This is a genomic window from Chryseobacterium sp. 2987 (assembly GCF_031456375.1).
Classification (GTDB): Bacteria; Bacteroidota; Bacteroidia; order Flavobacteriales; family Weeksellaceae; genus Chryseobacterium; species Chryseobacterium vaccae.
Genome location: NZ_JAVDUN010000002.1, coordinates 530609 through 553644, shown reverse-complemented (window position 1 = coordinate 553644; position 23036 = coordinate 530609). Strand labels below are relative to the sequence as shown.

The 23036-nt window shown below is 38.4% G+C and carries 19 protein-coding genes; 10 read left to right on the top strand and 9 right to left on the bottom strand.

From position 1 onward, the window contains the following. The first annotated feature begins 48 nt into the window (after positions 1-48). From J2Y40_RS07535 to J2Y40_RS07525, 3 genes are all read left to right on the top strand, one after another. Positions 49-1578 (top strand): aldehyde dehydrogenase family protein, encoded by a 1530-nt coding sequence (locus J2Y40_RS07535; RefSeq protein ID WP_153399099.1) that lies wholly within the window; start codon positions 49-51, stop codon positions 1576-1578. A gap of 544 nt (positions 1579-2122) precedes the next feature. Next, complete coding sequence (gene adhP / locus J2Y40_RS07530) at positions 2123-3157, top strand: alcohol dehydrogenase AdhP (protein WP_153399102.1); 1035 nt, start codon at positions 2123-2125, stop codon at positions 3155-3157. 302 nt (positions 3158-3459) lie between these two features. Next, a complete protein-coding gene (locus J2Y40_RS07525; protein WP_153399105.1) occupies positions 3460-3843 on the top strand; it encodes a DUF779 domain-containing protein in 384 nt (127 codons plus the stop codon). A gap of 55 nt (positions 3844-3898) precedes the next feature. Here J2Y40_RS07525 and J2Y40_RS07520 read toward each other — a convergent pair whose 3' ends face one another. Further along, positions 3899-5047 (bottom strand): dicarboxylate/amino acid:cation symporter, encoded by a 1149-nt coding sequence (locus J2Y40_RS07520; RefSeq protein WP_309998602.1) that lies wholly within the window; start codon positions 5045-5047, stop codon positions 3899-3901. 144 nt (positions 5048-5191) lie between these two features. Here J2Y40_RS07520 and J2Y40_RS07515 point away from each other — a divergent pair, with 144 nt between their 5' ends. The 3 genes from J2Y40_RS07515 (at position 5192) to J2Y40_RS07505 (ending at position 7046) form a co-directional block, all read left to right on the top strand. Then, complete coding sequence (locus J2Y40_RS07515) at positions 5192-6109, top strand: DnaJ C-terminal domain-containing protein (RefSeq protein WP_153399110.1); 918 nt, start codon at positions 5192-5194, stop codon at positions 6107-6109. Positions 6110-6112: 3 nt separating this feature from the next. After that, entirely contained in the window at positions 6113-6415 is a 303-nt protein-coding gene (locus tag J2Y40_RS07510) for a chaperone modulator CbpM (protein ID WP_153399112.1), read from the top strand. A gap of 103 nt (positions 6416-6518) precedes the next feature. Beyond that, positions 6519-7046 carry a hypothetical protein gene (locus tag J2Y40_RS07505; protein WP_153399115.1) on the top strand — a complete coding sequence of 176 codons (528 nt, stop codon included), beginning with the start codon at positions 6519-6521 and terminating at the stop codon, positions 7044-7046. 92 nt (positions 7047-7138) lie between these two features. On the opposite strand, the gene J2Y40_RS07500 is transcribed toward J2Y40_RS07505, so the two are convergent. Together J2Y40_RS07500 and J2Y40_RS07495 are read right to left on the bottom strand one after the other, a co-directional pair. Next, positions 7139-8122 (bottom strand): PLP-dependent cysteine synthase family protein, encoded by a 984-nt coding sequence (locus J2Y40_RS07500; protein WP_062703210.1) that lies wholly within the window; start codon positions 8120-8122, stop codon positions 7139-7141. Between the two features lie 152 nt (positions 8123-8274). Then, positions 8275-9504, bottom strand: a complete 1230-nt coding sequence (locus J2Y40_RS07495) for an FtsX-like permease family protein (protein WP_153399117.1) — start codon at positions 9502-9504, stop codon at positions 8275-8277. Between the two features lie 4 nt (positions 9505-9508). On the opposite strand from J2Y40_RS07495, the gene J2Y40_RS07490 reads away from it, so the two are divergent. Then, complete coding sequence (locus J2Y40_RS07490; RefSeq protein ID WP_309998130.1) at positions 9509-10705, top strand: DUF1343 domain-containing protein; 1197 nt, start codon at positions 9509-9511, stop codon at positions 10703-10705. Positions 10706-10909: 204 nt separating this feature from the next. On the opposite strand, the gene J2Y40_RS07485 is transcribed toward J2Y40_RS07490, so the two are convergent. From J2Y40_RS07485 to J2Y40_RS07460, 6 genes are all read right to left on the bottom strand, one after another. Further along, a complete protein-coding gene (locus tag J2Y40_RS07485) occupies positions 10910-11116 on the bottom strand; it encodes a hypothetical protein (RefSeq protein ID WP_153399120.1) in 207 nt (68 codons plus the stop codon). A 5-nt stretch (positions 11117-11121) separates the two neighbouring features. Continuing rightward, complete coding sequence (locus J2Y40_RS07480; RefSeq protein WP_231128768.1) at positions 11122-11751, bottom strand: DUF3575 domain-containing protein; 630 nt, start codon at positions 11749-11751, stop codon at positions 11122-11124. Positions 11752-11756: 5 nt separating this feature from the next. Next, complete coding sequence (locus tag J2Y40_RS07475) at positions 11757-12932, bottom strand: thioredoxin fold domain-containing protein (protein WP_309998127.1); 1176 nt, start codon at positions 12930-12932, stop codon at positions 11757-11759. 163 nt (positions 12933-13095) lie between these two features. Continuing rightward, positions 13096-13791, bottom strand: coding sequence for an alpha/beta hydrolase (locus tag J2Y40_RS07470; protein ID WP_153399125.1), 696 nt, complete (start codon positions 13789-13791; stop codon positions 13096-13098). A 60-nt stretch (positions 13792-13851) separates the two neighbouring features. Continuing rightward, positions 13852-14436: a Crp/Fnr family transcriptional regulator gene (locus tag J2Y40_RS07465; RefSeq protein ID WP_309998124.1), complete on the bottom strand. Its 585-nt coding sequence runs from the start codon at positions 14434-14436 to the stop codon at positions 13852-13854. Positions 14437-14589: 153 nt separating this feature from the next. Next, entirely contained in the window at positions 14590-15129 is a 540-nt protein-coding gene (locus J2Y40_RS07460; protein ID WP_309998122.1) for a GNAT family N-acetyltransferase, read from the bottom strand. A gap of 275 nt (positions 15130-15404) precedes the next feature. Between J2Y40_RS07460 and J2Y40_RS07455 the strand changes: the two genes are divergently transcribed. The 3 genes from J2Y40_RS07455 (at position 15405) to J2Y40_RS07445 (ending at position 23028) form a co-directional block, all read left to right on the top strand. Continuing rightward, complete coding sequence (locus J2Y40_RS07455; RefSeq protein ID WP_309998120.1) at positions 15405-17000, top strand: histidine kinase; 1596 nt, start codon at positions 15405-15407, stop codon at positions 16998-17000. 103 nt (positions 17001-17103) lie between these two features. Further along, positions 17104-19686, top strand: coding sequence for a zinc-dependent metalloprotease (locus J2Y40_RS07450; protein WP_153399134.1), 2583 nt, complete (start codon positions 17104-17106; stop codon positions 19684-19686). Positions 19687-19692: 6 nt separating this feature from the next. After that, on the top strand, positions 19693-23028 hold the full coding sequence (locus tag J2Y40_RS07445) for a SusC/RagA family TonB-linked outer membrane protein (RefSeq protein WP_309998118.1): 3336 nt from the start codon (positions 19693-19695) through the stop codon (positions 23026-23028). Positions 23029-23036: the final 8 nt, after the last annotated feature.

The following is a 23036-nucleotide window of genomic DNA, read 5'->3' as shown; positions in this document are numbered from 1 at the left end:
CTATGGTAAATGTAATTTGGCATAACGAAAAATTAAAACAATACTAATATGAGCACAATGACAGAACCGAGATCAGAGACCGCATTGCAGTGGCCTGAATTCAAAAACAAATATGATAATTATATTGATGGAAAATTTACACCTCCGGTAAACGGGCAGTATTTTGATGTAGTTTCACCGGTAGATGGTAAAAACTTTACCCAGGTGGCGCATTCCTCAAAAGAAGACCTAGAGCTGGCTGTAAATGCTGCAGATAAAGCTTTCCAGACCTGGAAAAATACATCATCCACAGAAAGAAGTGTTATTCTGAATAAAATAGCAGACAGAATTGAGCAGAACCTTCAGTACCTTGCTGTGGTAGAAACCATCGACAACGGAAAGGCAGTAAGAGAAACACTGGCCGCAGACTTGCCTTTAGCAATAGACCATTTCAGATACTTTGCTTCCGTAATCCGTGCCGAAGAAGGCTCTCACAACGAACTGGATAAAGATACGGTATCACTTATTGTTCACGAACCCCTGGGCGTCATCGCACAAATTATCCCATGGAATTTTCCTATTCTGATGGCAGTATGGAAGCTGGCTCCGGCACTGGCTGCAGGAAACTGTGTTGTATTGAAGCCTGCAGAAAGCACTCCGGTGTCCATTTTAGTTTTAATGGAAATCATCGGTGATCTTCTTCCTGCAGGAGTTGTTAATATTGTCAACGGTTTCGGGGCAGAACTAGGAAGAGCGTTGGTAACCAACCCTAAAGTATCAAAAGCGGCATTCACCGGATCTACTGCTACAGGGCGTCTTGTAATGCAGTATGCTACAGAAAATATCATTCCTGTAACTCTGGAGCTTGGCGGTAAGTCTCCCAATGTTTTCTTTAATTCGGTAATGGATGCGGATGATGAATTCCTCGACAAAGCCATTGAAGGAGCAGTTCTTTTTGCCCTTAATCAGGGAGAAATCTGTACATGTCCGTCCAGATTATTGGTTCAGGAAGATATTGCAGATGCTTTCATCGCCAGAGTGATCGAAAGAGTAAAAGCCATCAAAATTGGAAACCCGCTGGATAAGACGGTAATGATGGGTGCTCAGGCCTCGCAAATTCAGAAAGACAAGATTCTTTCCTACATTCAATTGGGAAAAGAAGAAGGAGCGGAAGTTCTTGTTGGAGGAGATGTTAATAATATAGGAGAAGGCCTGGAGGACGGATTTTATATCCAGCCTACCATTTTTAAAGGTAATAACAGGATGAGAATTTTCCAGGAAGAAATCTTCGGTCCGGTACTGGCTTTCACGACTTTCAAAGATGAAGAGGAAGCCGTAAAAATTGCCAACGATACCATTTATGGATTGGGTGCCGGAGTATGGACAAGAGATGCACATCAGCTGTACAATATTCCGCGCCAGATTCAGGCAGGAAGAGTTTGGGTAAACCAATACCATTCTTATCCGGCAGGAGCACCTTTCGGAGGATATAAGCAGTCAGGTATCGGTCGTGAAAACCACAAAATGATGCTGGATCACTATCGTCAGACTAAAAATATGCTGATCTCTTACAACAAAAACAAATTAGGTTTCTTTTAATTTTAATATTAGGGCGTGCCCGTTTGCCCCGGCGGAGCCGGGGCAAAACGGTCGGGCTGTTCCAGGGCTTCACTTCGTTTCGGTGCTTCATTTCATTCCGCACCGGCTCGTTCCTCGTCGCCCTTCCCATCCCTCACGTGGACAGATATACTCCTGATCAGGAAATTCCGGTTGAAAAGATAATCAGCACCCCTGTTTGAATAAAAAATATTTTAACCACCTAAGGTCATCATGAACCAGGTGCAAAAGTTGTGGAATAAATAAAATTTCAAATATATTTCTACAAGGATTAAACAAAGAATAGCTATACAGAATATAGATAATGCATAAACTTAGCAAATAGTACAAAGTCTTTGTATTTCAAAGATAAGCGAAGCGGTTTTGTTTATCTTAAAACATACTGTTATTACTCACCTTTGTCTTGCTATTAATAAAAAAGTCTCCCCAATTTTTGTATCCATTCGTTATCCGTGAATTGATGATAACCCGTCAGAAAATTCACAGTTCAATCGACCTTCATAACTAATAAAAAACTTTAATCCATATGATTCCAAAAACAATGAAAGCAGCTGTAGTTCAAGGCTACGGACAACCCCTGAAAATTGAAGAAGTTCCGGTAAGAGAACCCGGAAGATATGAAGTACTCGTGAAAGTAATAGCCTGTGGAGTCTGCCATACCGATCTGCATGCTGTAGACGGTGACTGGCCGGCAAAACCTAAAATGCCCCTGATTCCCGGACATGAAGGAGTCGGTATCGTTGTAGCCTGCGGGCCCGAGGCACAGGTAAAAGAAGGGGATGCCGTAGGAGTTCCATGGCTGTACAGCGCCTGCGGATGTTGTGATTACTGTATTACCGGCTGGGAAACACTGTGTGAAGCTCAGAAAAATGGAGGATATAGTGTAGATGGAGGTTTCGCAGAATATGTTATTGCAGATTCCAGATATGTGGGACATTTAAAATCAGATGTCAACTTTTTAGAAATTGCCCCGATTTTATGTGCTGGAGTAACTGTTTACAAAGGCTTGAAAGAAACTGAAACAAAACCCGGAGAATGGGTAGCGATCTCAGGAATCGGAGGATTGGGACATGTTGCCGTTCAATATGCCAAAGCAATGGGAATGCACGTGGCAGCAATTGATGTAGCAGACGATAAGCTTGAATTAGCCAAAAAATTGGGAGCAGATTTAGTAGTCAATGCAAAAACTACAGATCCCGGAGAATATCTTCATAAAGAAGTTGGCGGTATGCATGGTGCATTGATTACGGCGGTTTCTCCCATTGCTTTCAAGCAGGGAATAGACGTTCTTAGAAGAAAAGGAACCATTGCTCTCAACGGTCTGCCTCCCGGTTCTTTTGAACTTCCGATCTTTGAAACGGTTTTAAAAAGAATCACGGTAAGAGGTTCTATCGTAGGAACAAGAAAAGATCTTCAGGAAGCACTGGATTTCGCTAATGAAGGACTGGTAAAAGCTACAGTGACCTCTGCAAAACTGGAAGACATCAATGAGGTATTTGATAAAATGAAAAAAGGACAGATAGACGGACGAATCGTACTGGATATTGCCGGTTCAAATTAATGGACCCGGCGTCAAATAGCCGGGTTTTTCTTTTAAAAAGATGTATTGAAAGATAAAATTAATCAGCCATTGATTAAAAAAATTGCTAAGTCTGCCGGATTCGCGAGAGAAAAATTTTAGTAACAATATTTTCACTGATGGTAACAGATTCTTAACATAAAAAAATCAATAAAATTTAAAGTTAAGAATAGCTCTGAATAAAAGAAGCCTCAATTTAAAGCGTTTCAAGAATTAAAAAACAATAGCGCCCTAGCGTTTATCCAACTACAGAAAAACCTGAACTAACTAATTCAAAAACAGCTATGGAAACAAAAAAATGCAGACTATCCGCTACAGAAAAAGCTCTTGAAGTAATCCGCGAGCTGGAAATAAAATATGGAGCATTAATGTTTTATCAGGCAGGAGGATGTTGTGAAGGAACGCAGCCGCAGTGTTTTGAGAAAGGAGGATTCTTTCCCAGAATGAACGACGCTATGATCGGAACCATAAACGGGCATGAATTCTGGATAGACCGAGACCTTTTTGAATACTGGCAATACTCTCACTTTACCCTTGATGTGACTGATGGGTTCGGTCCGGGAGGATTCTCACTGGAAACCCCTTTAGGTAAAACTTTTAAAGTTCATTACCGGCTCTTTACTCCGGAGGAATATGGAAATCTAGAACAAGTAAAGCGCAGTGAATAAAAGCTGGGCAATATTCAAATAAGAAATTTACAAGATTTGTTCAATATGGAAAAAATCAGGTCTTCACAAACCGGTTCACAAACATAGCTGCAACCACATCACCCACCGCATTGAGAACCGTAGCCAGAGGATCTACAAGAGTTCCGATGATCATCACGGCCGGAATAGCTTCCTGAGGCAGTTTATAAACCGAGATCATCAGCATTTCTCCGATATATCCACCGTTCGGAATACCACCGGCTACAATACTCACAAATACAGTTATACCTAAGGCTAGCAGAAGATTGGCTGGATCAAAAAAATCTTTCCCGATAATCAGAAATGCAACATAGATCTTAATGATAGAAGACATTGAAGAGCCGTTCTTATGAAGAGTAGTCCCAATTGGGATCACCAGATTCGCAATAGAATTCGGGATACCGATCTTAGATGCTGCCTGAAGATTTGCGGGCATCGTTGCAAAACTGCTGCACGTACTTAAAGCGGTAAGAGTAGGGTAGGCAGCATTGCCCCAGAAACCTTTGATACCCTTGCGGCCATCTGCCATGAATGCATATAGGGTAAAAAACATAAAGAAATAAACGATTCCGGCAATATAATACAGTCCGAGAGGTTTTGCATAAAATCCAAAAAGCTGAGGTCCCAAAGTGGCGACCTGATAAGCAAAATAGGCACCTAAACCAATTGGAGCCAGCTTCATAATCAGTAAAAGAAGTTCTTTCATGACTTCATACCCTGAAGCAATAAATACCCTGAAAGGTTCTCCCTTTTCACCTGCCTTCCGGGCCGAAAATCCTGTAAGGAAAGCAAAAATAAGAAGCGCCAGCATATTCTGTCTTGAAAAAAGTGCCGTGAATTCCCCAACGGTGAAAAAGCCTACAATCCGGTCACCCCATGTATCAGTATTCGCTGTTTCTGTAATGACTTCACTGCTTCCCGAAACCCCGGAAACAGGAAACAAATACACCGCACAGATGGTAAAAACAGCGGCTGTAAGAATGAAGAACAGAAACGTTAAAGACATGGTAAGGATAATCCTTCCAAACTTAGACTGTTGTTCCAGAGAGGCAATAGAATTGGATACTGCGAAAAATACTAGAGGAACTACACTCACAAAAAGAAGATTGAGGAAAATATCCCCCAACGGTTTAATATATTCTACAATGCTGGGAGCTGCAATCCCTATAATGCTCCCAACTGTAATTCCTTAGAGTAAAAGTATAATTCCTGAGTAGTTTTTCAAGACCTCTTTCATGTAGTACTTTTTATCAAAGATAGGTTTATTTTTAACATTCTGTTATACAATTTTCAGAGGCAAATTTCATAAATTTGAGTAAATATCGTTTCTATGGCTTATATAGATTACTATAAAATTTTGGGCGTAGATAAAAGCGCAACACAGGATGACATTAAAAAAGCTTACCGCAAACAGGCGAGAAAGCTGCATCCTGACCTTAATCCCGATGATAAAGAGGCCGAAAGAAAATTCAAGGAACTGAATGAAGCCAATGAAGTGCTCAGCAATCCAGAAAATCGTGCCAAGTATGACAAATACGGAGAAAACTGGAAACATGGTGAAGAATATGAAAAAGCCCAGCAGCAGCAAAGGCAGTATCAACAGCAGAATTACGGTGGAGGTGGATTTTCCGGTGCCGATTTTGGTGAGGGTGAAGATTTTTCCGATTTCTTTCAGAATATGTTCGGTGGCAGTGGTGGAAGTAGTTTCGGGAGAGGTTCACGAGGAAGTGCCTCCGGGAAATTCAAAGGACAGGATGTTCACGCTGAACTGAATTTAAATTTACGAGATGCTGCCCAAACCCATCCGCAAACCTTTGAGATCAACGGTAAAAAAGTAAGAATTACCATTCCGGCGGGAGTATATGACGGACAGCAGATCAAGCTTAAAGGTCATGGAAACCCAGGATTTAATGGAGGTCCGCATGGGGATTTGTACATTACATTCAATATTCCGGCAGATCCGGATTTTGAAAGAACAGGAGATGATCTGAAAACGAAAGTAGCCATTGATCTGTATACCGCTGTGTTAGGAGGAGATGTAAAAGTAAATACTTTGGATGGAAGTGTCAATCTTAAAGTTAAACCGGAAACCCAGAACGGAACGACCGTAAGATTGAAAGGAAAAGGCTTTCCTTTATACAAAAAAGAAGGTCAGTATGGAGATCTTTTTGTGACTTACGAAGTAAAGCTGCCGGTAAATCTTACCGAAAAGCAGAAAGAACTTTTTGAACAACTTAAAAATTCCTAAGCCATGAGTGAAAGAATATCACGCGAAGAAGTAGTGAAAATATACAATATAGAGATCACTTTTTTTAATGAACTCGTAGACTACGGATTACTAAGTATACACATCGAAGATGAAATCAGCTATCTGATGTACGAAGACCTGCCTGATCTGGAAAAATTTGTCAACTGGCATTATGATCTTGAAATTAATCTTCCGGGAATGGAAGTCATTCATCATATGCTGAAAAAACTGGATACCCTGAAACGGAGAAATCGAGAACTGATGAATAAACTTGCTGCAATCAGTGATAAGTATGGGGAAGAGTAGGGTTCAGGATAGCATTTATTCTCAAATCCTGCACTCAGCTTAAAATAATTTCCGGATTCAGACTATTTCGTTTAGCTTTGCAGACTAGAGCAATAGAATCGTTATGAATGAAGAAAAGGTGATTATTTTAAAGCCTAAAAGACAGGATTTTGAGGAAATATACTTCAGCGGGAACCAGGGAAGCTTGCTGTTTTCGCCTACAACAAAGAGTAAAACAGTTTTTACCATAGCTTCAGCACTGATTGTAGGTGCTGCTTTTCTTTTAAAAGATCAGTTCAGTAAAGAAAATCAGGGGATTTTATATTTTCTGAGTTTTATATTCCTGCTTTGTGCTGTTTTTCTGTCCGTAAGTATCAATAAAGTTTCAAGATGGAAAAAACAGGTGAATCAATACTTAAATGGGCTTGAAAACTGTAAAGTATACGAAATCCGGTTTGATCAGAATTTTTTCGTAGTAGTCATTGATGATGAAAAGGAATCCAGCGAATGGAAAGATTTTGATTATTTTGAAAATAATGAACAGTTTATTTCCCTTGAAGGAAAGTACAGCTATATGTTTCCTAAGAAATCAATGAGCGAAAAAGACTACAATTTCCTTAAGAAAACATTAAAAGAAAATATTAAATCATAAAAAATCAGAGCAAGTTGCTCTGATTTTTATTTTATGGGTGAATCAGTAAATCAGCGGTTCTGCCTTTGTCCGATTTAACCTTTTATATTCTATTATTCCAGCCATCCCATCTCTTTCATCCACTCATCATTGTAGATCTTTCCTACATATCTTGAACCGTGGTCATGAAGAAGCACAACAATAACATCGTCTTTGGTAAACTGATCTTTCATTTGTATAAGAGAAGCAATCGCACTTCCTGCAGAATATCCGCAGAAAATTCCTTCCTCCTTAGCAAGCTTTCTTGCATAGATGGCACCGTCTTTATCAGTTACCTTTTCAAAATGATCAATAACAGACATATCATAGTTCTCAGGAATAATATCTTCCCCAATCCCTTCTGTGATGTAAGTATAAGCATGATCGTAGTGAAGTTCCCCTGTTTCATGGAATTCTTTCAGGATAGAACCGTAAGTATCCACACCGATTACTTTGATATCAGGATTTTTCTCCTTGAAGAAAGTTCCGCATCCTGTAATAGTACCTCCTGTTCCTGCACCTACTACAAAATGAGTTAGTTTTCCTTCCGTCTGTTCCCAGATTTCAGGAGCAGTAGACTCATAGTGAGCTGCTCTGTTGGATAAATTATCATATTGGTTTACATACCATCCGTTTTCTGTTTCCTTAGCCAGTCTTTTGGAAACGGAATAATAAGAACGAGGATCCGTAGGTTTTACATCGGTAGGACAAACAATTACTTCTGCTCCTACAGCACGTAGAATATCACATTTTTCTTTTGACTGCTTGGAATTCGTTACAAAAATACATTTGTAACCTTTGATAATAGCGGCAAGAGCCAGTCCCATTCCTGTATTTCCGGAAGTTCCTTCAATAATGGTTCCGCCGGGTTTTAATCTTCCGTCTTTTTCGGCATCTTCAATCATTTTAAGAGCCATTCTGTCCTTCACTGAGTTTCCAGGATTGAAGGTCTCAACTTTTGCCAAAACTAAAGCCGGAAAATCTTCACCTAAAACTTTATTAAGCTTTACAAGAGGAGTATTTCCGATAGTTTCAAGGATATTTTTTGCGTATTTCATAAATGGTTTATAAGCGGTTGCAAAGATAAGGCTTTAAAAATTAGCCACGTAATTTGGTAGAAATGATTTATAAAAAGTGAATGATTAATTATTAGTGGTGAATTTTTTACTGTGAATCATTAATAAGATAGCAGAGAATTCACTATTCATCCTTAATTATATTTAATCACTTTCACTGGTGAAATCTTACTGATCAGATAACTCGGAATAATCAGAGCCAGTCCGGAAATAAGAAGAATTCCTAATGAAATGGAGATAATGGCGATAGGGTTAAGATCTACCGGAACCGTGCTTACATAATAATTCTCAGGATTAAGCTTGATTACCCCAAAAAATTTCTGAATCAGAATAAGTCCAAGACCAATGGCATTTCCATAGAGAAGTCCTGGAATCATAATAATCAGGGTGTAATTGATGAAGGTTGCTCTGATCTGAGCATTGCTCGCTCCCAGTGTTTTAAGAAGCCCGATTGAATTGGTCCTTTCGATGATCAAAATTAAAAGAACCATGATGATGTTGATCACCACTACCACGAGCATAATGATAATGATAAGGGCAATATTCGTATCAAATATACTGATCCAGTCATTGATCTGAGGGTATTTCTCAGTTGCTTTTTCTGCATAATTTTTATAGCCGATAAGCTTTTCAATCTCCGGAAAATCTTTATCAATATCATTGACGTTTTTCAGGAAAATATCAATTCCGCCCACTTCATCCGGTTTCATTTCCTGTATTCTTCGAACGTGATTGATTCCTCCAATAACGAACTGATCATCAATCATTTTTATGTCAGTTTTGTAAATTCCGATAATTCTGAATTTACGATAGATTGGTTTCTGATCCGCTTTTGAAAATATAGTTACGATACTGTCGTTCACTTTAAGGTGAAGGTCATTCGCAACTTTTTGTGATATGGTAACATCATTGTTGAAGCCTTTTTCCGTTACCGTTGGAGTTGTTCCGGCTATAAGGAATTTTTTAAATCTCAGGCTGTCAAAATCTTTGCCGACTCCTTTAAAAATGATTCCTGCAAAACTATGCTCGTTCCGCATAATTCCGGTAACCGTAGCATATTTCTGAACGCTTTCCACATCGGGAAGCTCCTTGATCTTTTGAATATTAAGTCCCTGATTATCTAAAATAGAGGTGTTATAAGAGGAATTTGATCTTGTAGACCGCAAAGTAATATGGCCGCTGAAATCTGCCAGTCTCTCTTTAATGGCTTTCTTTGAACCGAAACCGGTAGCTACGGTAATTAAAGAAACAATGATTCCCAAAGCTACAGAAAGCCTGCCGATGAAGATGATAACCCTTGATAGGTTATTTTTGTTATCTTTGGAAAACGCTATTTTTCTAGAGAAATATAAAGGAAATTTCAAGCTTATGAATTTAGATTTCAAAATTAAAAATTTACTTCTGATTTGCCTAATTTTTTTGGGAGTATTCAATCAATATTATTCTCAGAGCCAAGATCAAACAGATTTTAAAACAGGGGCCGATCAGCCGGAAGTTTATCTGCCGATACTGAAAAATAAAACGATTGGTGTTGTGACGAATCAGACTGGACTGATGAGCGACAGAACCCATGTCGTAGATTTTCTGGTTAAAAATAATATTAAAATCAAAACGATTTTTGCACCGGAACATGGTTTCAGAGGAGATGCAGATGCCGGAGAAAAAGTAAAAAACGGAGTAGATGTGAAAACCGGAATTCCCATCATTTCTTTATATGGAAACAACAAGAAACCTAAACCTGAACAGTTGAAAGGAATTGATGTTGTTGTGTTTGATATCCAGGATGTTGGGGTGAGGTTTTACACTTATATTTCTACATTAGCCTACCTCATGGAAGCCGGAGCTGAAAATAATGTTGAGGTCATGGTACTGGATCGTCCCAATCCTCATGACGGGTATACAGACGGGCCTGTCTTAAGAAAAAAATGGTCAAGTTTTGTAGGAATGCACGAAGTTCCTGTAGTATATGGGCTGACGATAGGAGAATACGGTAAAATGGTAAATGGTGAAAGCTGGCTGAAAAATGGAGTTCAGGCAAAATACACCCTGATCCCGATGAAAAATTATCATAAAAAACAGCGGTATCCTATTTTAGATAAGCCTTCTCCCAACCTTCCGAATGATCAATCAATCAATCTGTACCCAAGCTTATGCTTTTTTGAAGGAACCCAGGTTTCTGCAGGAAGAGGAACAGATCTGCCGTTTCAGGTATACGGATCTCCGTGGACGCCGGAACTGCCTTATCAGTTTACTCCAAAACCTAATTTCGGGGCAAAAGATCCCTTCCTGAATGGGAAACTCTGCTATGGGGAAAACCTTTCAGAATACCCGAAAGATCTTCGGGAACTTAATCTCGAATGGCTTATGAAAGCTTATAAAAATTATAAAAATCCACAGCAGAATTTCTTTCTTGAAAATTTGTTTTTTGATAAACTGGCGGGAACAGATGAGTTCAGAAAACAGATTATTGCCGGAAAATCAATTCAGGAAATCAAAGCCTCCTGGAAAAATGATCTGGAAAAATTTGAAAAAATCCGTACCAAATATGTGGTGTACCAGGATTAATTAATTGAAGAAATTATAAAGTTGGAAGCTGGAAGAGGGATGCTGGAAGTTACTTTTAGTTATAGGTATTGAAAGCCACCAGAAAATCAAATTAAATAAAAGCAGATCAACATTTGCTCTTAATGACTTTCAAAAACTTCCTTCTTCCATCATCCAGCTTCAAACCTGCATCTATCAGATATTCTTATCCTGAACTTACGTTAATTAATCAAAGTTTTGTGGAGGCTTATTATCATTCTTACCTTTATTCAGAATGAAAAGTCCTACAGATAATCCGATAACTCCGGCAAAGGCTGTCATCAGGGCTCTTTCCATTTTGTCAGGCTGATTATTCCCGAGATAATTCATTAAAAAAAGGATCACAAAAGTGGTCACTGAAATGATAATATGATTTTTTCCGAACAGTTTCATGAAGATTATTTTATCTGGTAAGAAATCATAACACCTCCTCTATAAGGGATGATCTCGCCACTTTTATTATATTTTTGAGCCATATCGTAGCGTTTGCCACTTTCACGGTCGTATCCTTTGTAGAAATCCTGAGAGGTACCTATACCTGCATAGATGTCCATGTTCCAGCGGTCGGATAATTGAAATTGGTATCCTCCTGTAATACCAAATATAAGAGAATATCCCTTTTGATACATATTTGATCTAATGAAAGTTTCCCCTCTTTCATTACCATACAGATTATCATTCCAATAATCCCATTTCTGCAGAACAAATGCTGATGCAGCAATGTTAGCTCCTATATACCAATGGTTGAAAGCTTTGTTAAAATAATATCTTCCTTCTACCGAAACAGAATAATACTGCAGTTCATGTCCTGCAAATGATTTCCATGGAGAGACAAGAACATCTCCCTGAAGCGTATATTTTTCACTCAGCTGTTTCTCTGCGGCAATATTAATTACACCAATAGGAATAAGAACGGCATTGCCTTTCAGATATAATTTCTTTTCCTGTTCGGGTTCCTGCTCCTGGGCTGATAATGTTCCTATAGACAGGATTGCAAAGAGTCCGGCGAGAAATTTTTGTTTCATCATTAATTTTATTTTAGTTGATTTAGTAATTCATCTGCAAGGTTATAGTCTTTATGGGATTGAATGGCTATATTCTTTGACATGGTTGCATACGTCTTGGACAACTGTTTATTTCCGGTCAGGAAGTAGAGTTTGGCCAGAATATAAGTGTTTTCAGAGGTTTCGCCCCGCATTACAGATTTCTCAGCCCATTCTGTGGCTTTCTTTAATGATGATGGCGTTTTTATGTGATCACTGAATACCCACGCAGCTCTTAGAAGCTCATTGGGATCATAGGCATCAGAATTTTTGTAATAATCCATAGCAGCTTTTTCAAACTCAGGATAGTTGGCATGCTGCTCATAATAGCTTAGCTTAGTCTGGTTAAGCTTAGACAGAGCAAGCTCTTTTCCTACCAACGGTTCAGCAGATTTCATGAAAAAATCCTCGTTGATCTTTTTATTTTTATCATCGATGGATTGTGCTAAGATTTTCGAGAGTTTTAGTTGGCTGTCGAATTCTTTGTAGGTATCTTCCGGAAGGTATTTTACAATATCGGATTTTCTTGATGAAAATGTTTTATAGTTGCTGTCTTCAGTAGACTTCAGAAAATACAGAAGAAAACCTATTTCTTCTTTGGAAAGTTCTTCTGTAGCTTTTTTATTTTCAAAATATCTTTCAGATGCTTTTTTAGCGAAATCATAATCAGAGCTAGAGTTCAGCTTCATAATATTGATCAGAAATGCAGGATCTTTTTCACCTTTGGCAAAACGTTCTTTTAAAGAACCCTTTTTGTTGGAAGGAGAGTTGATATCCTGAGCCATAGCTACAAAAAGACCTTCTTCCATGTAGCCGGAATTCTGAGAAACCAGTTCACCTTCTCCATTTAAAAAAAGGTAAGTAGGATAGGAACGTACTCCAAATTTAGCCGCGATTTCCCTGCCTTCTCCCTTCTCCATATCGAATCTGGCATTAATGAAATTGGCATTATAATAATCTCCGACAGATTTTTGGGTAAAAACATTTTTCTCCATCATCTTGCAGGGTCCGCACCAGGCCGCATAAGCATCTATAAAGACCAGTTTTTTTTCTTTTTTGGCCTTGGCTATAATATCTTTAAACGGTAATTCCTGAAACTGGATGGCTTCCTGAGCCAGTATAATGACAGAACAAAAAACAAATATTCCGGAGATCAGTTTCTTCATTTTCAAATAAAATTTACAGGCGAAGATAGGTAATTTCCGAAATATAGGCAGTGAAATTGAGGAGGCAGAACTCTATATTAACTATTTTTAAGACTATCATTTCTGTTTTATAATAAAAAAACAGGCCTAAAGCCTGTTGATTATAGTAAGTTTAAAGCAAGTTTCAAGAAACTGCATTAACTGCTTCTTTGATCAGTTCTGTAATTTCCTTGGGATGAGTAGCTAATGAGGCATGGCTGGCATCCAGATGAATGATTTTTTTCGGATTCATTCTTTCTGCCATTTCTTTTTCTGTTTCAGGAGGGATCATACGGTCATTATCTGATACCTGATACCAGCTAGGTTTGGTTTTCCAGGCAGGTTCTCCGGCTTCTGCAGCAAAAATACTCCCGTGGATAGGCTTTTGAGATAAAGACATTACAACAGAGTCTTCAGGATTTAAGTCCTGCGCAAAACTTTCATGGAATTTGTCATATTTTATCCATAAAAACCCTTTGGCATCCGGAACAATATTCGCTGCTCCTGAAGGTTGATCCCTGCGTCCGAAAATTCCTCCCAGACTTTCGCCTTTATCAGGTGCAAAAGCTGCAATATAAACAAGTCCTGCTACTTTATCATGATGACCGGCACCGGAAATTACAGCTCCTCCATAGGAATGTCCTACCAAAATAACTTTGCCTTCCTGCAGGTCAATCAGGTCCTTTGTTTTCTGAATATCGTCTTCCATAGACGTTAAAGGATTCTGTACGCTTCTTACGGTATATCCTTCATGGTGAAGGTTTTCAATAACATGTCTCCAGTGTGAGCCATCCCCCCATGCTCCGTGAACTAAAACGATCGTAACATTTTTATTTTCCATATACTTTAGATTTTGTACTACAAATTTAGGATGCTGATGGTGAAAAAATGTTCACTTTAGTTAACGTTTTAAAGTCCGGTTCCGGATTCGGCTTAAAGACTGAGGTTTTATCCCTAGATAACTGGCAATATGTTTCTGGGCAACCAGCTGAAAAATTTTTGGGTTTTCGGTGAGAAGTCTGTGGTATCTTTTTTCAGGTGAATAATAGAGAAGCTCTTCAATTCTTTTTTTGGCGTTCAGATAAATAACTTCTGTCATTTTTCTTCCGAACTCCTGCCAGTAGGCATCTTTCTGATACAGTTTCTGAAGATCATCTTTATGAAGCAGCAGAACCTCTGAATCTCTTACCGCTTTGATATTCATTTTTGAACGGGTGCTGCAAAGAATACTTTCATAATCCGTAAAAAAGTAATTGTCAAAATGAAACGTGAAATTAACGTCCTCACCATTTTCATTGAGGTAAAAGGTTCTCATAAATCCGGTTTTTAAAAAACCTAAATATTGACATTCTTCACCCTCCTGCAGGAAAAAATCTGATTTTTTATAAACTGCTTCCTGCAGATAACCACAGAATTCTTCATAATGGGCTTCGTCAACCAAAAACAGAGGACCATATGTAGCGTATTCGTTGAGGATATTTTTCATTATAAATATTATTTCGCCATATCTATAATACTAAATTATTAAAAACTGACGAAAAAAAAGAAGTGAAAATCAAAAATAATAGACAGACCATAAGAACGGGGGTATACGATTCCTATACATTCTGTTTTGTGAAAGACTTCTCTTATGTATAATTTATTTACTTTGATACAAAATACAAGTTTTTAACCTTTCATCATCTCTTAATAACGGATGTTCAAATTCTTTCACTTTCTCCAATCCAATTTTTTTCATTACGGCCTCTGATTTTATATTAATTTTAGGAGCAATTGAATAAACTTTATCAATATTTAAATTTTTTTCAGCATATTCTAAACATCTTTTTGCTCCCTCTGTTGCAAACCCTTGATTCCATTCATTACATTTTATTCTCCAGCCAATATCAATACACGGAGTAAAATCTGCCTCATAATTTTGCTCACTAAGTCCTATAAAACCAATAAATTCTTTGTTTTCTAATTTTTCAACAGCAAAATAGCAAAATCCATTTTTTTTGAATTGAATTTTCATTTTTTCAATAAATTCAATTGTTTGATTTTTAGTTAAAAGAGTAGGAAAAAATTCCATAACTCTTGAATCTGAATTTATTTTATATAATTCTTCTACATCTTTTTCTTCCCAATTTCTAAAACCAAGTCGGGTAGAAGTGAATATATATTTCTGTTCTTTTGTCATTATTATATTTTCTGTAAACAAAGATATTAAACTCATTTCTACATGAAAGCGTAAAGGTATAAAAGGTTACAGCCGGTGTATCTTAGAGAAAACGGGTAGTAGTGTCAGAATATAGTCAGTTTTTTGATGTTTTTTATAAAAAATAGAATGATACTTTTAATTCACTTTATGGTCCTCAGATCTTTGTTATATTTTTGCAAACGAATTAATTATCTGTAAAAGAAATACTAAAAAGGGATAAAATTTCACCCGGATTTCTTTTAAAGAAAATAGCAATGCAGAAGAAATTGAACATTAACTTTAAACAAGCGCTCTCTCAAAAATCAGTTTACATCGCGGTATTGTCAGCCTGTATTATTGCGGTAACAGCTCTTGCTGTTCTCAGCTTTTTAATTACCAGAGATAGCCGGAAAAATACTGAAGATTTTGCCAGAAAAACCTTTGTCCGGAAATACGAGTCCGTAGAAAACGAATTCAAAAATATTGAAGATTATCAATATCTGCTCCGTGCGCTGATTCAGAAAGACGGGCTGAAAAACTATAAAGATTATTCTTCTGTTCTGAATGACCTGAACAAAAAACGGAACCTTCTGGCCTACAGCTGGTATTATTATGATAACAACAGTACAAGAAAGCCAGAGACCAATAGTCCTTTAACGGATATTTTCAGAAAAGCGGACAATGCAGACCGATCCATTACCATAAAAACCAACAGACCCGGGCATTTTAAAGACCTTCTGGTCACCCGTAAAGACAGCATGTACTGGATAAGCTATGATTCTCTTGCGCTGACAGGTAAAAACAGGCTGTATTATGGCTCTGCAGTGAGTTTAGATGATCTCCATCAGTACTTTATCAATGTAGATAAAAATTCTAATACGTATGCTTATGTTTTTACAAAAGAAGGCATCTGTATTACCCATCCTGAGAAGAAATATCTTGGGAAAAGTATTTTTGAATTTACAGATATTAAACCTAAAGATACTTTGTGTAGTACGGCTAAATCTGGATATACTCAGGGAACTGCCATTTCAGAATACCTTGGAGTAGAAGTAACCCGGTTTATCAAGCCGTTGAAAACAGATAATTTTGAAGGATACACCGTTGTTAATCATGTTAACTTCATCATCGATGAAAATATTTATAAGGTAAAAGCTTATACCACCTATATTTTCCTGGCGGCATTGTTTCTTATTGTCACTGTGTTTATTCTGTTTCAGAGATCTGTTAGGATAGCCTATAAGGAAAAAGAAAAAATACAGTCTGAAAAAAACCTGCTGCTGATTGAAAATGAGAAAATGCATAAAGCAGAAGTGTTGAACCAGCTTCGGCAGCTGAAAAATAATATCAATCCGCATTTTCTTTTCAATTCATTGAATTCCCTGTATATGCTGATCGGGATTAATAAAGATAGCGCACAGAAATTCACCATGAACCTTTCCAGGATCTACAGGTATCTTATTGTGCCTCCAAAAGAAAACAGGGTTCCCGTTGAGCAGGAAATTAATTTTATCCGGCAGTATATGGAACTTTTGAAAAGCAGGTTTGAAGAAGAGCTGACTTTTGAACTGAAGATTAATGCTCCGGAAAGCTTAGAAAAAAAGATTCCTTATTTATCCCTTCAGATCGTAACGGAGAATGCGATAAAACATAATATAGCTACCATAGATCATCCTCTGGAAATCATGATTATCGTTGAAGAAGAGGCGGTTATTGTAAAGAATACTTGGCAGCCGAAAACAGAGCCCGTAGAGGGAGAAAAGTTTGGGATTGATTATTTGAATCAAATTTATGATTATTTTAGGATTAATTCTCTTAATATTTCAGTTGATGGTGAATATTTCGTATGTTTTTTGCCTTTAATGAAGTGAAAATAAAAATCCATTCACTCCCGAAAAACTACCTTTCACTCCCTAACACTATATATAATATTGCTTTACCTTATAGCTTTGCCGGCTAAATCTACTATTTGGAATGAATCGGACTATTTTAATGAAGAACTACAGACTGGCTCTGTATCTGGGACTTGCTATGGCATCGCCGGCAGTACTGGCACAGAAAAAAGATTCTGTAAAAACAGATAAAGAAAAAACGGAGAAAACCGATGTTTCTTCAAAGAAAACAAAAAAAATTGAAGACCTGATTAAAAAAGGAACCTTCAAAAAAGGGCTTTTTAATACCATTCAGGTAAAAACGGATGTTTATTTTGAAATTCCAGACAGCCTTATGGGACGTCAGTTCCTGGTGGTGAATAAACTGTCTCAGGTACCGATGCAGGTGAATGAGGCGGGATTAAATAAGGGAATGAACTATGAAAACAAGATCATCTCTTTTCACCGTGATAATGTAGCCAAAAAAGTTTGGGTGAAAACCTCAGACGTAAAAGTATCATCTCCTAAAAACGACGCGATCACAAAATCTGTAAAAGATAACTTTTCAGAATCTGTGATTGAGGTTTTTGATATTGAGGCCCAGAACAATGACTCTACTTCGGTAGCGATCAAAGTCAATAAGGTTTTTGATGGTAATCAGAAGAGTTTCAATGATGTGCTGGCCAATGTGGGGTTAGGAGGATCTGTGAAATCAAACCTTTCCTATATCGAAGGAGTGAAAACCTTTCCTCAGAATCTTGTGGTGAAATCCCAGTTGACCACTTCTGTGAATGAAGGTGGGGTAGATCTGCCTGTGACATTGGGGGTGACCACTAATCTTGTGTTGCTTTCCAAAATCCCTATGAAACCAAGAGTCTCCGATCAGAGAGTCGGTTTCTTTAGTGAAAAGCATTGGGCATTCAATGACCGTCAGCAAAAAATGGATGAGAAATTCTTCATTACCAGATGGAATTTAGAACCTAAAGATGAAGACAAAGAAAAATATCTGAGGGGAGAGTTAGTAGAGCCGAAAAAACAGATCGTTTATTATATCGATCCCGCAACACCAAAACAATGGCGTGAAAAAATCATAGCAGGAGTGCATGACTGGCAGGCAGCCTTTGAGCAGGCAGGTTTTAAAAACGCGGTCATTGCTAAAATGCCGGATGAAAAAGATGAAGATTTTGACATTGATGACGTAAGATATTCGGTAATCACGTATGCTGCTTCTCCTAAGTCAAATGCAATGGGACCTTCGGTGGTAGACCCGAGAAGTGGGGAGATTATTGAAGCGGATATCATCTGGTGGCATAATGTAATGACTTCTCTTCAGGAATGGATGAGAATTCAGATAGGACCAATAGATCCGAAAGCGAGAGGAAATAAATTCAGTGACGAATATATGGGGGAAGCGATCCGTTTTGTATCGTCTCATGAAGTGGGGCATACGTTCGGATTAAAGCATAATATGGGATCTTCATTTGCATTTCCTGTAGAATCGCTCCGTTCAAAAGAGTTTACTGATAAAATGGGAGGAACAGCTCCTTCTATCATGGATTATGCCCGTTACAATTACGTAGCACAGCCGGAAGATGGCGTTACCGCGATCACTCCAAAAATCGGAATTTATGATAAATACGCTATAGAATGGGGTTACCGCTGGTATCCAGATGAGTTTTCCGAGAAAAAAGCCATCAGAAACTTAATCGAAAAGCATCAGGATGATCCATTGTATTTCTATGGTGAACAGCAAAGCTATCTGGAGACTATTGATCCGCGTTCGCAGTCTGAAGACCTTGGTGATGATGCGATGAAAGCCAGTGAATATGGATTGAAAAACCTGAAAATTGTTATCAATAATCTTTTACAATGGACTTATGAAGATGGTAAAGAGTATACGGATGCAGGTAAGCTGTATTTGGGAGCGATCGGGCAGTGGGACTTGTATACAGGTCATGTAATGGCAAATGTAGGAGGAATTTATCTGAACAATACGGTTTTCGGGAATAAGAAAAAAGCGTATGAAGCAGTTCCTGCCGAGACTCAGAAGAGAGCAGTTGATTATCTTGTGAAAAATGCCATCAACCTTCCGGAATGGCTGTTCTTTAATCCGATTTCAGAAAAAACATATCCTGTGAAGAATTCTCCGATGGGACCTTTCGAACAGACGCCTTATACGCTGGCAAGAGGAATGCAGTATGCCAATATTTATGCTCTGTTGATGGATGACAGGCTGCTCAGAATGCTTGAAAATGAACTGAAGCATGAAGTTTCAGGATCAAAAGAACAAATCTATACCGTTGAGAATCTATTTGACCAGATAAGAACTGCCATTTTCAGGAAAAAAGGAACACTGACTATTCTTGAAAAGATGACACAGAAGAACTATGTAGATGCACTGATTGTTTCTGTCAATAAATTATTTGAAAAAACAGCAGTAAAGGCATTGAAGACAGACCAAACGCTGAATATGCCGCTCATCTGTAATTTCCATGGTGAAGATCAAAATCTTAGGAATATTAATTATTCATCCATGAAAAGAGTATCTGAAGTAACCACTTACAAGAGAGCGGAACTACAGAAAGTGCTGGATCTGCTGAACAGGACCAGATATAAAGGAGATGATGCTTCAAGAGCTCATTACACAGACTTAATTATTCGTATTGAAGAGGCTTTAAATAAATAATCGGAAATGAAAAAAACTCTAATACTTTTACCTCTTTTGGCTGCTAATATTGCGCTGGCGCAGCAAAAGAAAACGATTACAGGTAAAGTTCAGGATGGCAGTACTTCACAAATCATTGCAGGAGCATCCATTAAAATTGAAACACAATCTGTTTCTTCCAAAACCAATCAGGATGGGATCATTGAAAGTGTTTCCATTGGTACCGTTACAGATAAAAACGGAAATTTTACTTTAGAAATTCCTACCGATACCAAGTCGGTATTGGTGAGCTATCTTGGCTATGAATCCAGACTGATTCAGATTGATGAAGACCAGACCAACTATAATATTTCATTAGCGCCGGCGGGTGAAGTTTCTGAAAAAAATAAAATTCAGGAAGTAATTATTACCGGATATCAGAAGATTGAAAAACGTAAGCAGACCTCAGCGGTTTCTACAGTGAAGATGGACGCGATCAGCCAGTCCGGGGTTGCCAGTGTTGACCAGATGCTGGCCGGGCAGATTGCCGGGGTAGTGGTGACTCCTGAAACAGGATCTCCGGGAGGTCCTGCAAAGATCAGAATTCGTGGAACGGCTTCTTTGTCCGGTCCGCAGGATCCGTTATGGGTAATTGACGGACTTCCGCTGGAGGGAAACGATGTTCCCAATTTCAGCGATAAAGATAATATCGATCAGCTTCAGAACTTTTCTATTGCAGGCCTGAATCCTAATGATATTGAGGATATCACTATTCTTAAAGATGCGGCCGCCACTGCCATCTATGGAGCAAGAGCGGCTAACGGGGTGATTTCCATTACAACGAAAAAAGGGAAAAAAGGAAGCATGAAAGTGAATTTTTCAGCAGATACCTTTATTACATCTCGCCCTGACTTTGACAAGCTAAATCTTCTGAACGCTTCTGAAAAAGTAGACTTTGAGTTAATGCTTGCCAAACGTACTGACCTTACTTACCGTGCTGATAAAGGGGAAGTCATGAGAATTTTAACTAAAAATAACCAGCTTGATGCTTTCAGAAGCGGTGGTTTGGATGCGTTGAATTCTATGACACGCCAGCAGCTTGATGGTCTGAGAAACAGCAACACAGACTGGGGAAAATTGCTATACAGAAATGCAATCAATAAGCAGTATGGACTGAGTGTTTCCGGAGGAAGTGACCGTTCAGATTACTATTTCTCACTAGGGTATTTTGATGAAGAAGGAACAACTATCGGTACAGGTTTTAAACGGTATAACCTTACCTTAAAGAACAATTATAAATTAAGCGATAAGTTAAATGCAGGAATCTCTATTTTCGGGACACAGAGTGAGCGTTCATCGTTCATGACGGATGCTGATGCGGCGGCCAGCCCCATTAATTATTCAAGAAATGCCAATCCTTATCTGACACCTTACAATCCGGATGGTAGCTACAGATATGACCGGGATATAGATGGTTATGCAGATCAATATGTTCCTTTTAACTTCCTTGAGGAAAGAGAAAATACGGATTACACCCTTAAAAATCATTCCTTGAAAGGTATATTGGATCTTGAGTATAAAGTTTCAAAAAGCCTGAGGTTCACGTCACAGTTAGGTCTTCAGTATGACACCAATAAAACGGAGAAGTTTGCTGCTGAAAATACCTATTATACCAGAAAGATGAGAGAGGGAACCCGTTATTATAAAGATGGTGCCTTCCAATATTTCCTGCCTAAAGGAGGGGTAAAACAAAACTGGGATAATGAGTTTTTCCAATACAACTGGAAACTTCAGGGAACCTACAGCACAAAGATCAACTCGGTACATGAAATTGATGTGATGGCCGGAACAGAAATCCGTAAAACGAAAGACAATACTACGGTTACAAGAGCTTTCGGTTTTGACAGTCTTACCAAAACAGGTGTTCCGATCATTTTTCCGAATTCTAACTTTGCAGCAGATAAAAAATATGAAACGTACCGTGAAATGCCTGTCGCAGAAAACGCCTATGCTTCTATGTTTGCGACTGCATCCTATACTTTTGACCAGAAATATACCTTCTTCGGAAGTGTAAGATATGATGGAACTAATTTATTCGGAGTTAATAAAAAGTACAAATACCTGCCGATTTGGGCGGTTTCAGGATCATGGCTGGTATCGAAGGAAAATTTCATGAAGAATCTGAATGCCATTTCTAACCTTAGATTAAGAGCATCCTACGGTTTACAGGGAAATATTGACCGAAATACATCACCATTCTTTATTGGGGAATATAATAATGCTACCATTCTGCCGGGCGGAAAAGAAGATGTGATTAACGTGATCAGCCCTCCGAATGATAAACTTCGCTGGGAAAAAACAACCAATGTAAACCTTGGGCTGGATCTGGGCGTATTCCAGAACCGCATCAACCTTACCTTAGATGTCTACAGCAGAAAAGGGACAGATATGATCAGTATGAAAGAAACACCGCTTGAAACCGGATTCAATTATACGATGATGAACTGGGGAAGCCTTACCAATAAAGGTTTTGAACTGGCTTTATCCACAAGAAACATCAATAAGGATAACTTTAAATGGTCAACTACGATTAATTTCGCGCATAATAAGAGTGAAGTTCTTAGCGAGCAGCCTCGTGATAATGCTTTCCTTCCATCCAGAGAAGGTCTTCCTGTGAATGCTGTTTTTGCATTGAAAACAGCAGGAATGGATGAATACGGAAACCCGATGTTCTGGAAAGGAAATGAAAGAGTAAAAATCGCAGATTTCTTCAAGCTTTATGATGTATATGAAGAATTTCTTCCGGGCCAGCTTGTAGATTCTAAGCTTTCACAGGCAGAAATGAGAAGCCTTTTTACCTATATCGGGGATAGAGATCCAAAGTTTACAGGAGGTATTATCAACACCTTTAAAATCCATAATTTTGACTTTACCGTTTCTGCAGCTTTCAACTTCAAGCAGACGGTAATGAGATCACCTTCTTACCGGGGAATGGAACTGGATAGAGGTAGAAATTATACAAAAGATGTCTACGAAGCAGGAACAACACTTCCGGGAATTACAGGCTCCGAAATGGAAAACAATCCCGGCTGGATGGGGAATAAATGGCTGACGAGCAATCCTTCCAATGCCTACGGTCTGCTTGATATCTGGGCTAAAGAGATCAGCTATATAAGAATAAGCAGCATCCGTTTAGGGTATACGCTTCCTAAAGAATTTACCGCTCCTATGGGCATCAGCAGTCTGAGATTGAGTGTTGAAGGCCGCAACCTGTTCGTATTCAGTAATGGGTATAAAGGGTATTTTGATCCGGAAACCTATGGTAATATTTATGCACAGCCTATTCCTAAATCAGTTACCGTAGGATTTAATGTTTCTTTTTAAAACTTGAA

Excerpts from the sequence above, each read along its gene's own strand:
- J2Y40_RS07535 (WP_153399099.1), top strand. The coding sequence starts at position 49 with ATGAGCACAATGACAGAACCGAGATCAGAGACCGCATTGCAGTGGCCT.
- adhP (WP_153399102.1), top strand. The coding sequence starts at position 2,123 with ATGATTCCAAAAACAATGAAAGCAGCTGTAGTTCAAGGCTACGGACAA.
- J2Y40_RS07525 (WP_153399105.1), top strand. The coding sequence starts at position 3,460 with ATGGAAACAAAAAAATGCAGACTATCCGCTACAGAAAAAGCTCTTGAA.
- J2Y40_RS07515 (WP_153399110.1), top strand. The coding sequence starts at position 5,192 with ATGGCTTATATAGATTACTATAAAATTTTGGGCGTAGATAAAAGCGCA.
- J2Y40_RS07510 (WP_153399112.1), top strand. The coding sequence starts at position 6,113 with ATGAGTGAAAGAATATCACGCGAAGAAGTAGTGAAAATATACAATATA.
- J2Y40_RS07505 (WP_153399115.1), top strand. The coding sequence starts at position 6,519 with ATGAATGAAGAAAAGGTGATTATTTTAAAGCCTAAAAGACAGGATTTT.
- J2Y40_RS07500 (WP_062703210.1), bottom strand. The coding sequence starts at position 8,122 with ATGAAATACGCAAAAAATATCCTTGAAACTATCGGAAATACTCCTCTT.
- J2Y40_RS07490 (WP_309998130.1), top strand. The coding sequence starts at position 9,509 with ATGAATTTAGATTTCAAAATTAAAAATTTACTTCTGATTTGCCTAATT.
- J2Y40_RS07485 (WP_153399120.1), bottom strand. The coding sequence starts at position 11,116 with ATGAAACTGTTCGGAAAAAATCATATTATCATTTCAGTGACCACTTTT.
- J2Y40_RS07480 (WP_231128768.1), bottom strand. The coding sequence starts at position 11,751 with ATGATGAAACAAAAATTTCTCGCCGGACTCTTTGCAATCCTGTCTATA.
- J2Y40_RS07475 (WP_309998127.1), bottom strand. The coding sequence starts at position 12,932 with ATGAAGAAACTGATCTCCGGAATATTTGTTTTTTGTTCTGTCATTATA.
- J2Y40_RS07470 (WP_153399125.1), bottom strand. The coding sequence starts at position 13,791 with ATGGAAAATAAAAATGTTACGATCGTTTTAGTTCACGGAGCATGGGGG.
- J2Y40_RS07465 (WP_309998124.1), bottom strand. The coding sequence starts at position 14,436 with ATGAAAAATATCCTCAACGAATACGCTACATATGGTCCTCTGTTTTTG.
- J2Y40_RS07460 (WP_309998122.1), bottom strand. The coding sequence starts at position 15,129 with ATGACAAAAGAACAGAAATATATATTCACTTCTACCCGACTTGGTTTT.
- J2Y40_RS07455 (WP_309998120.1), top strand. The coding sequence starts at position 15,405 with ATGCAGAAGAAATTGAACATTAACTTTAAACAAGCGCTCTCTCAAAAA.
- J2Y40_RS07450 (WP_153399134.1), top strand. The coding sequence starts at position 17,104 with ATGAATCGGACTATTTTAATGAAGAACTACAGACTGGCTCTGTATCTG.
- J2Y40_RS07445 (WP_309998118.1), top strand. The coding sequence starts at position 19,693 with ATGAAAAAAACTCTAATACTTTTACCTCTTTTGGCTGCTAATATTGCG.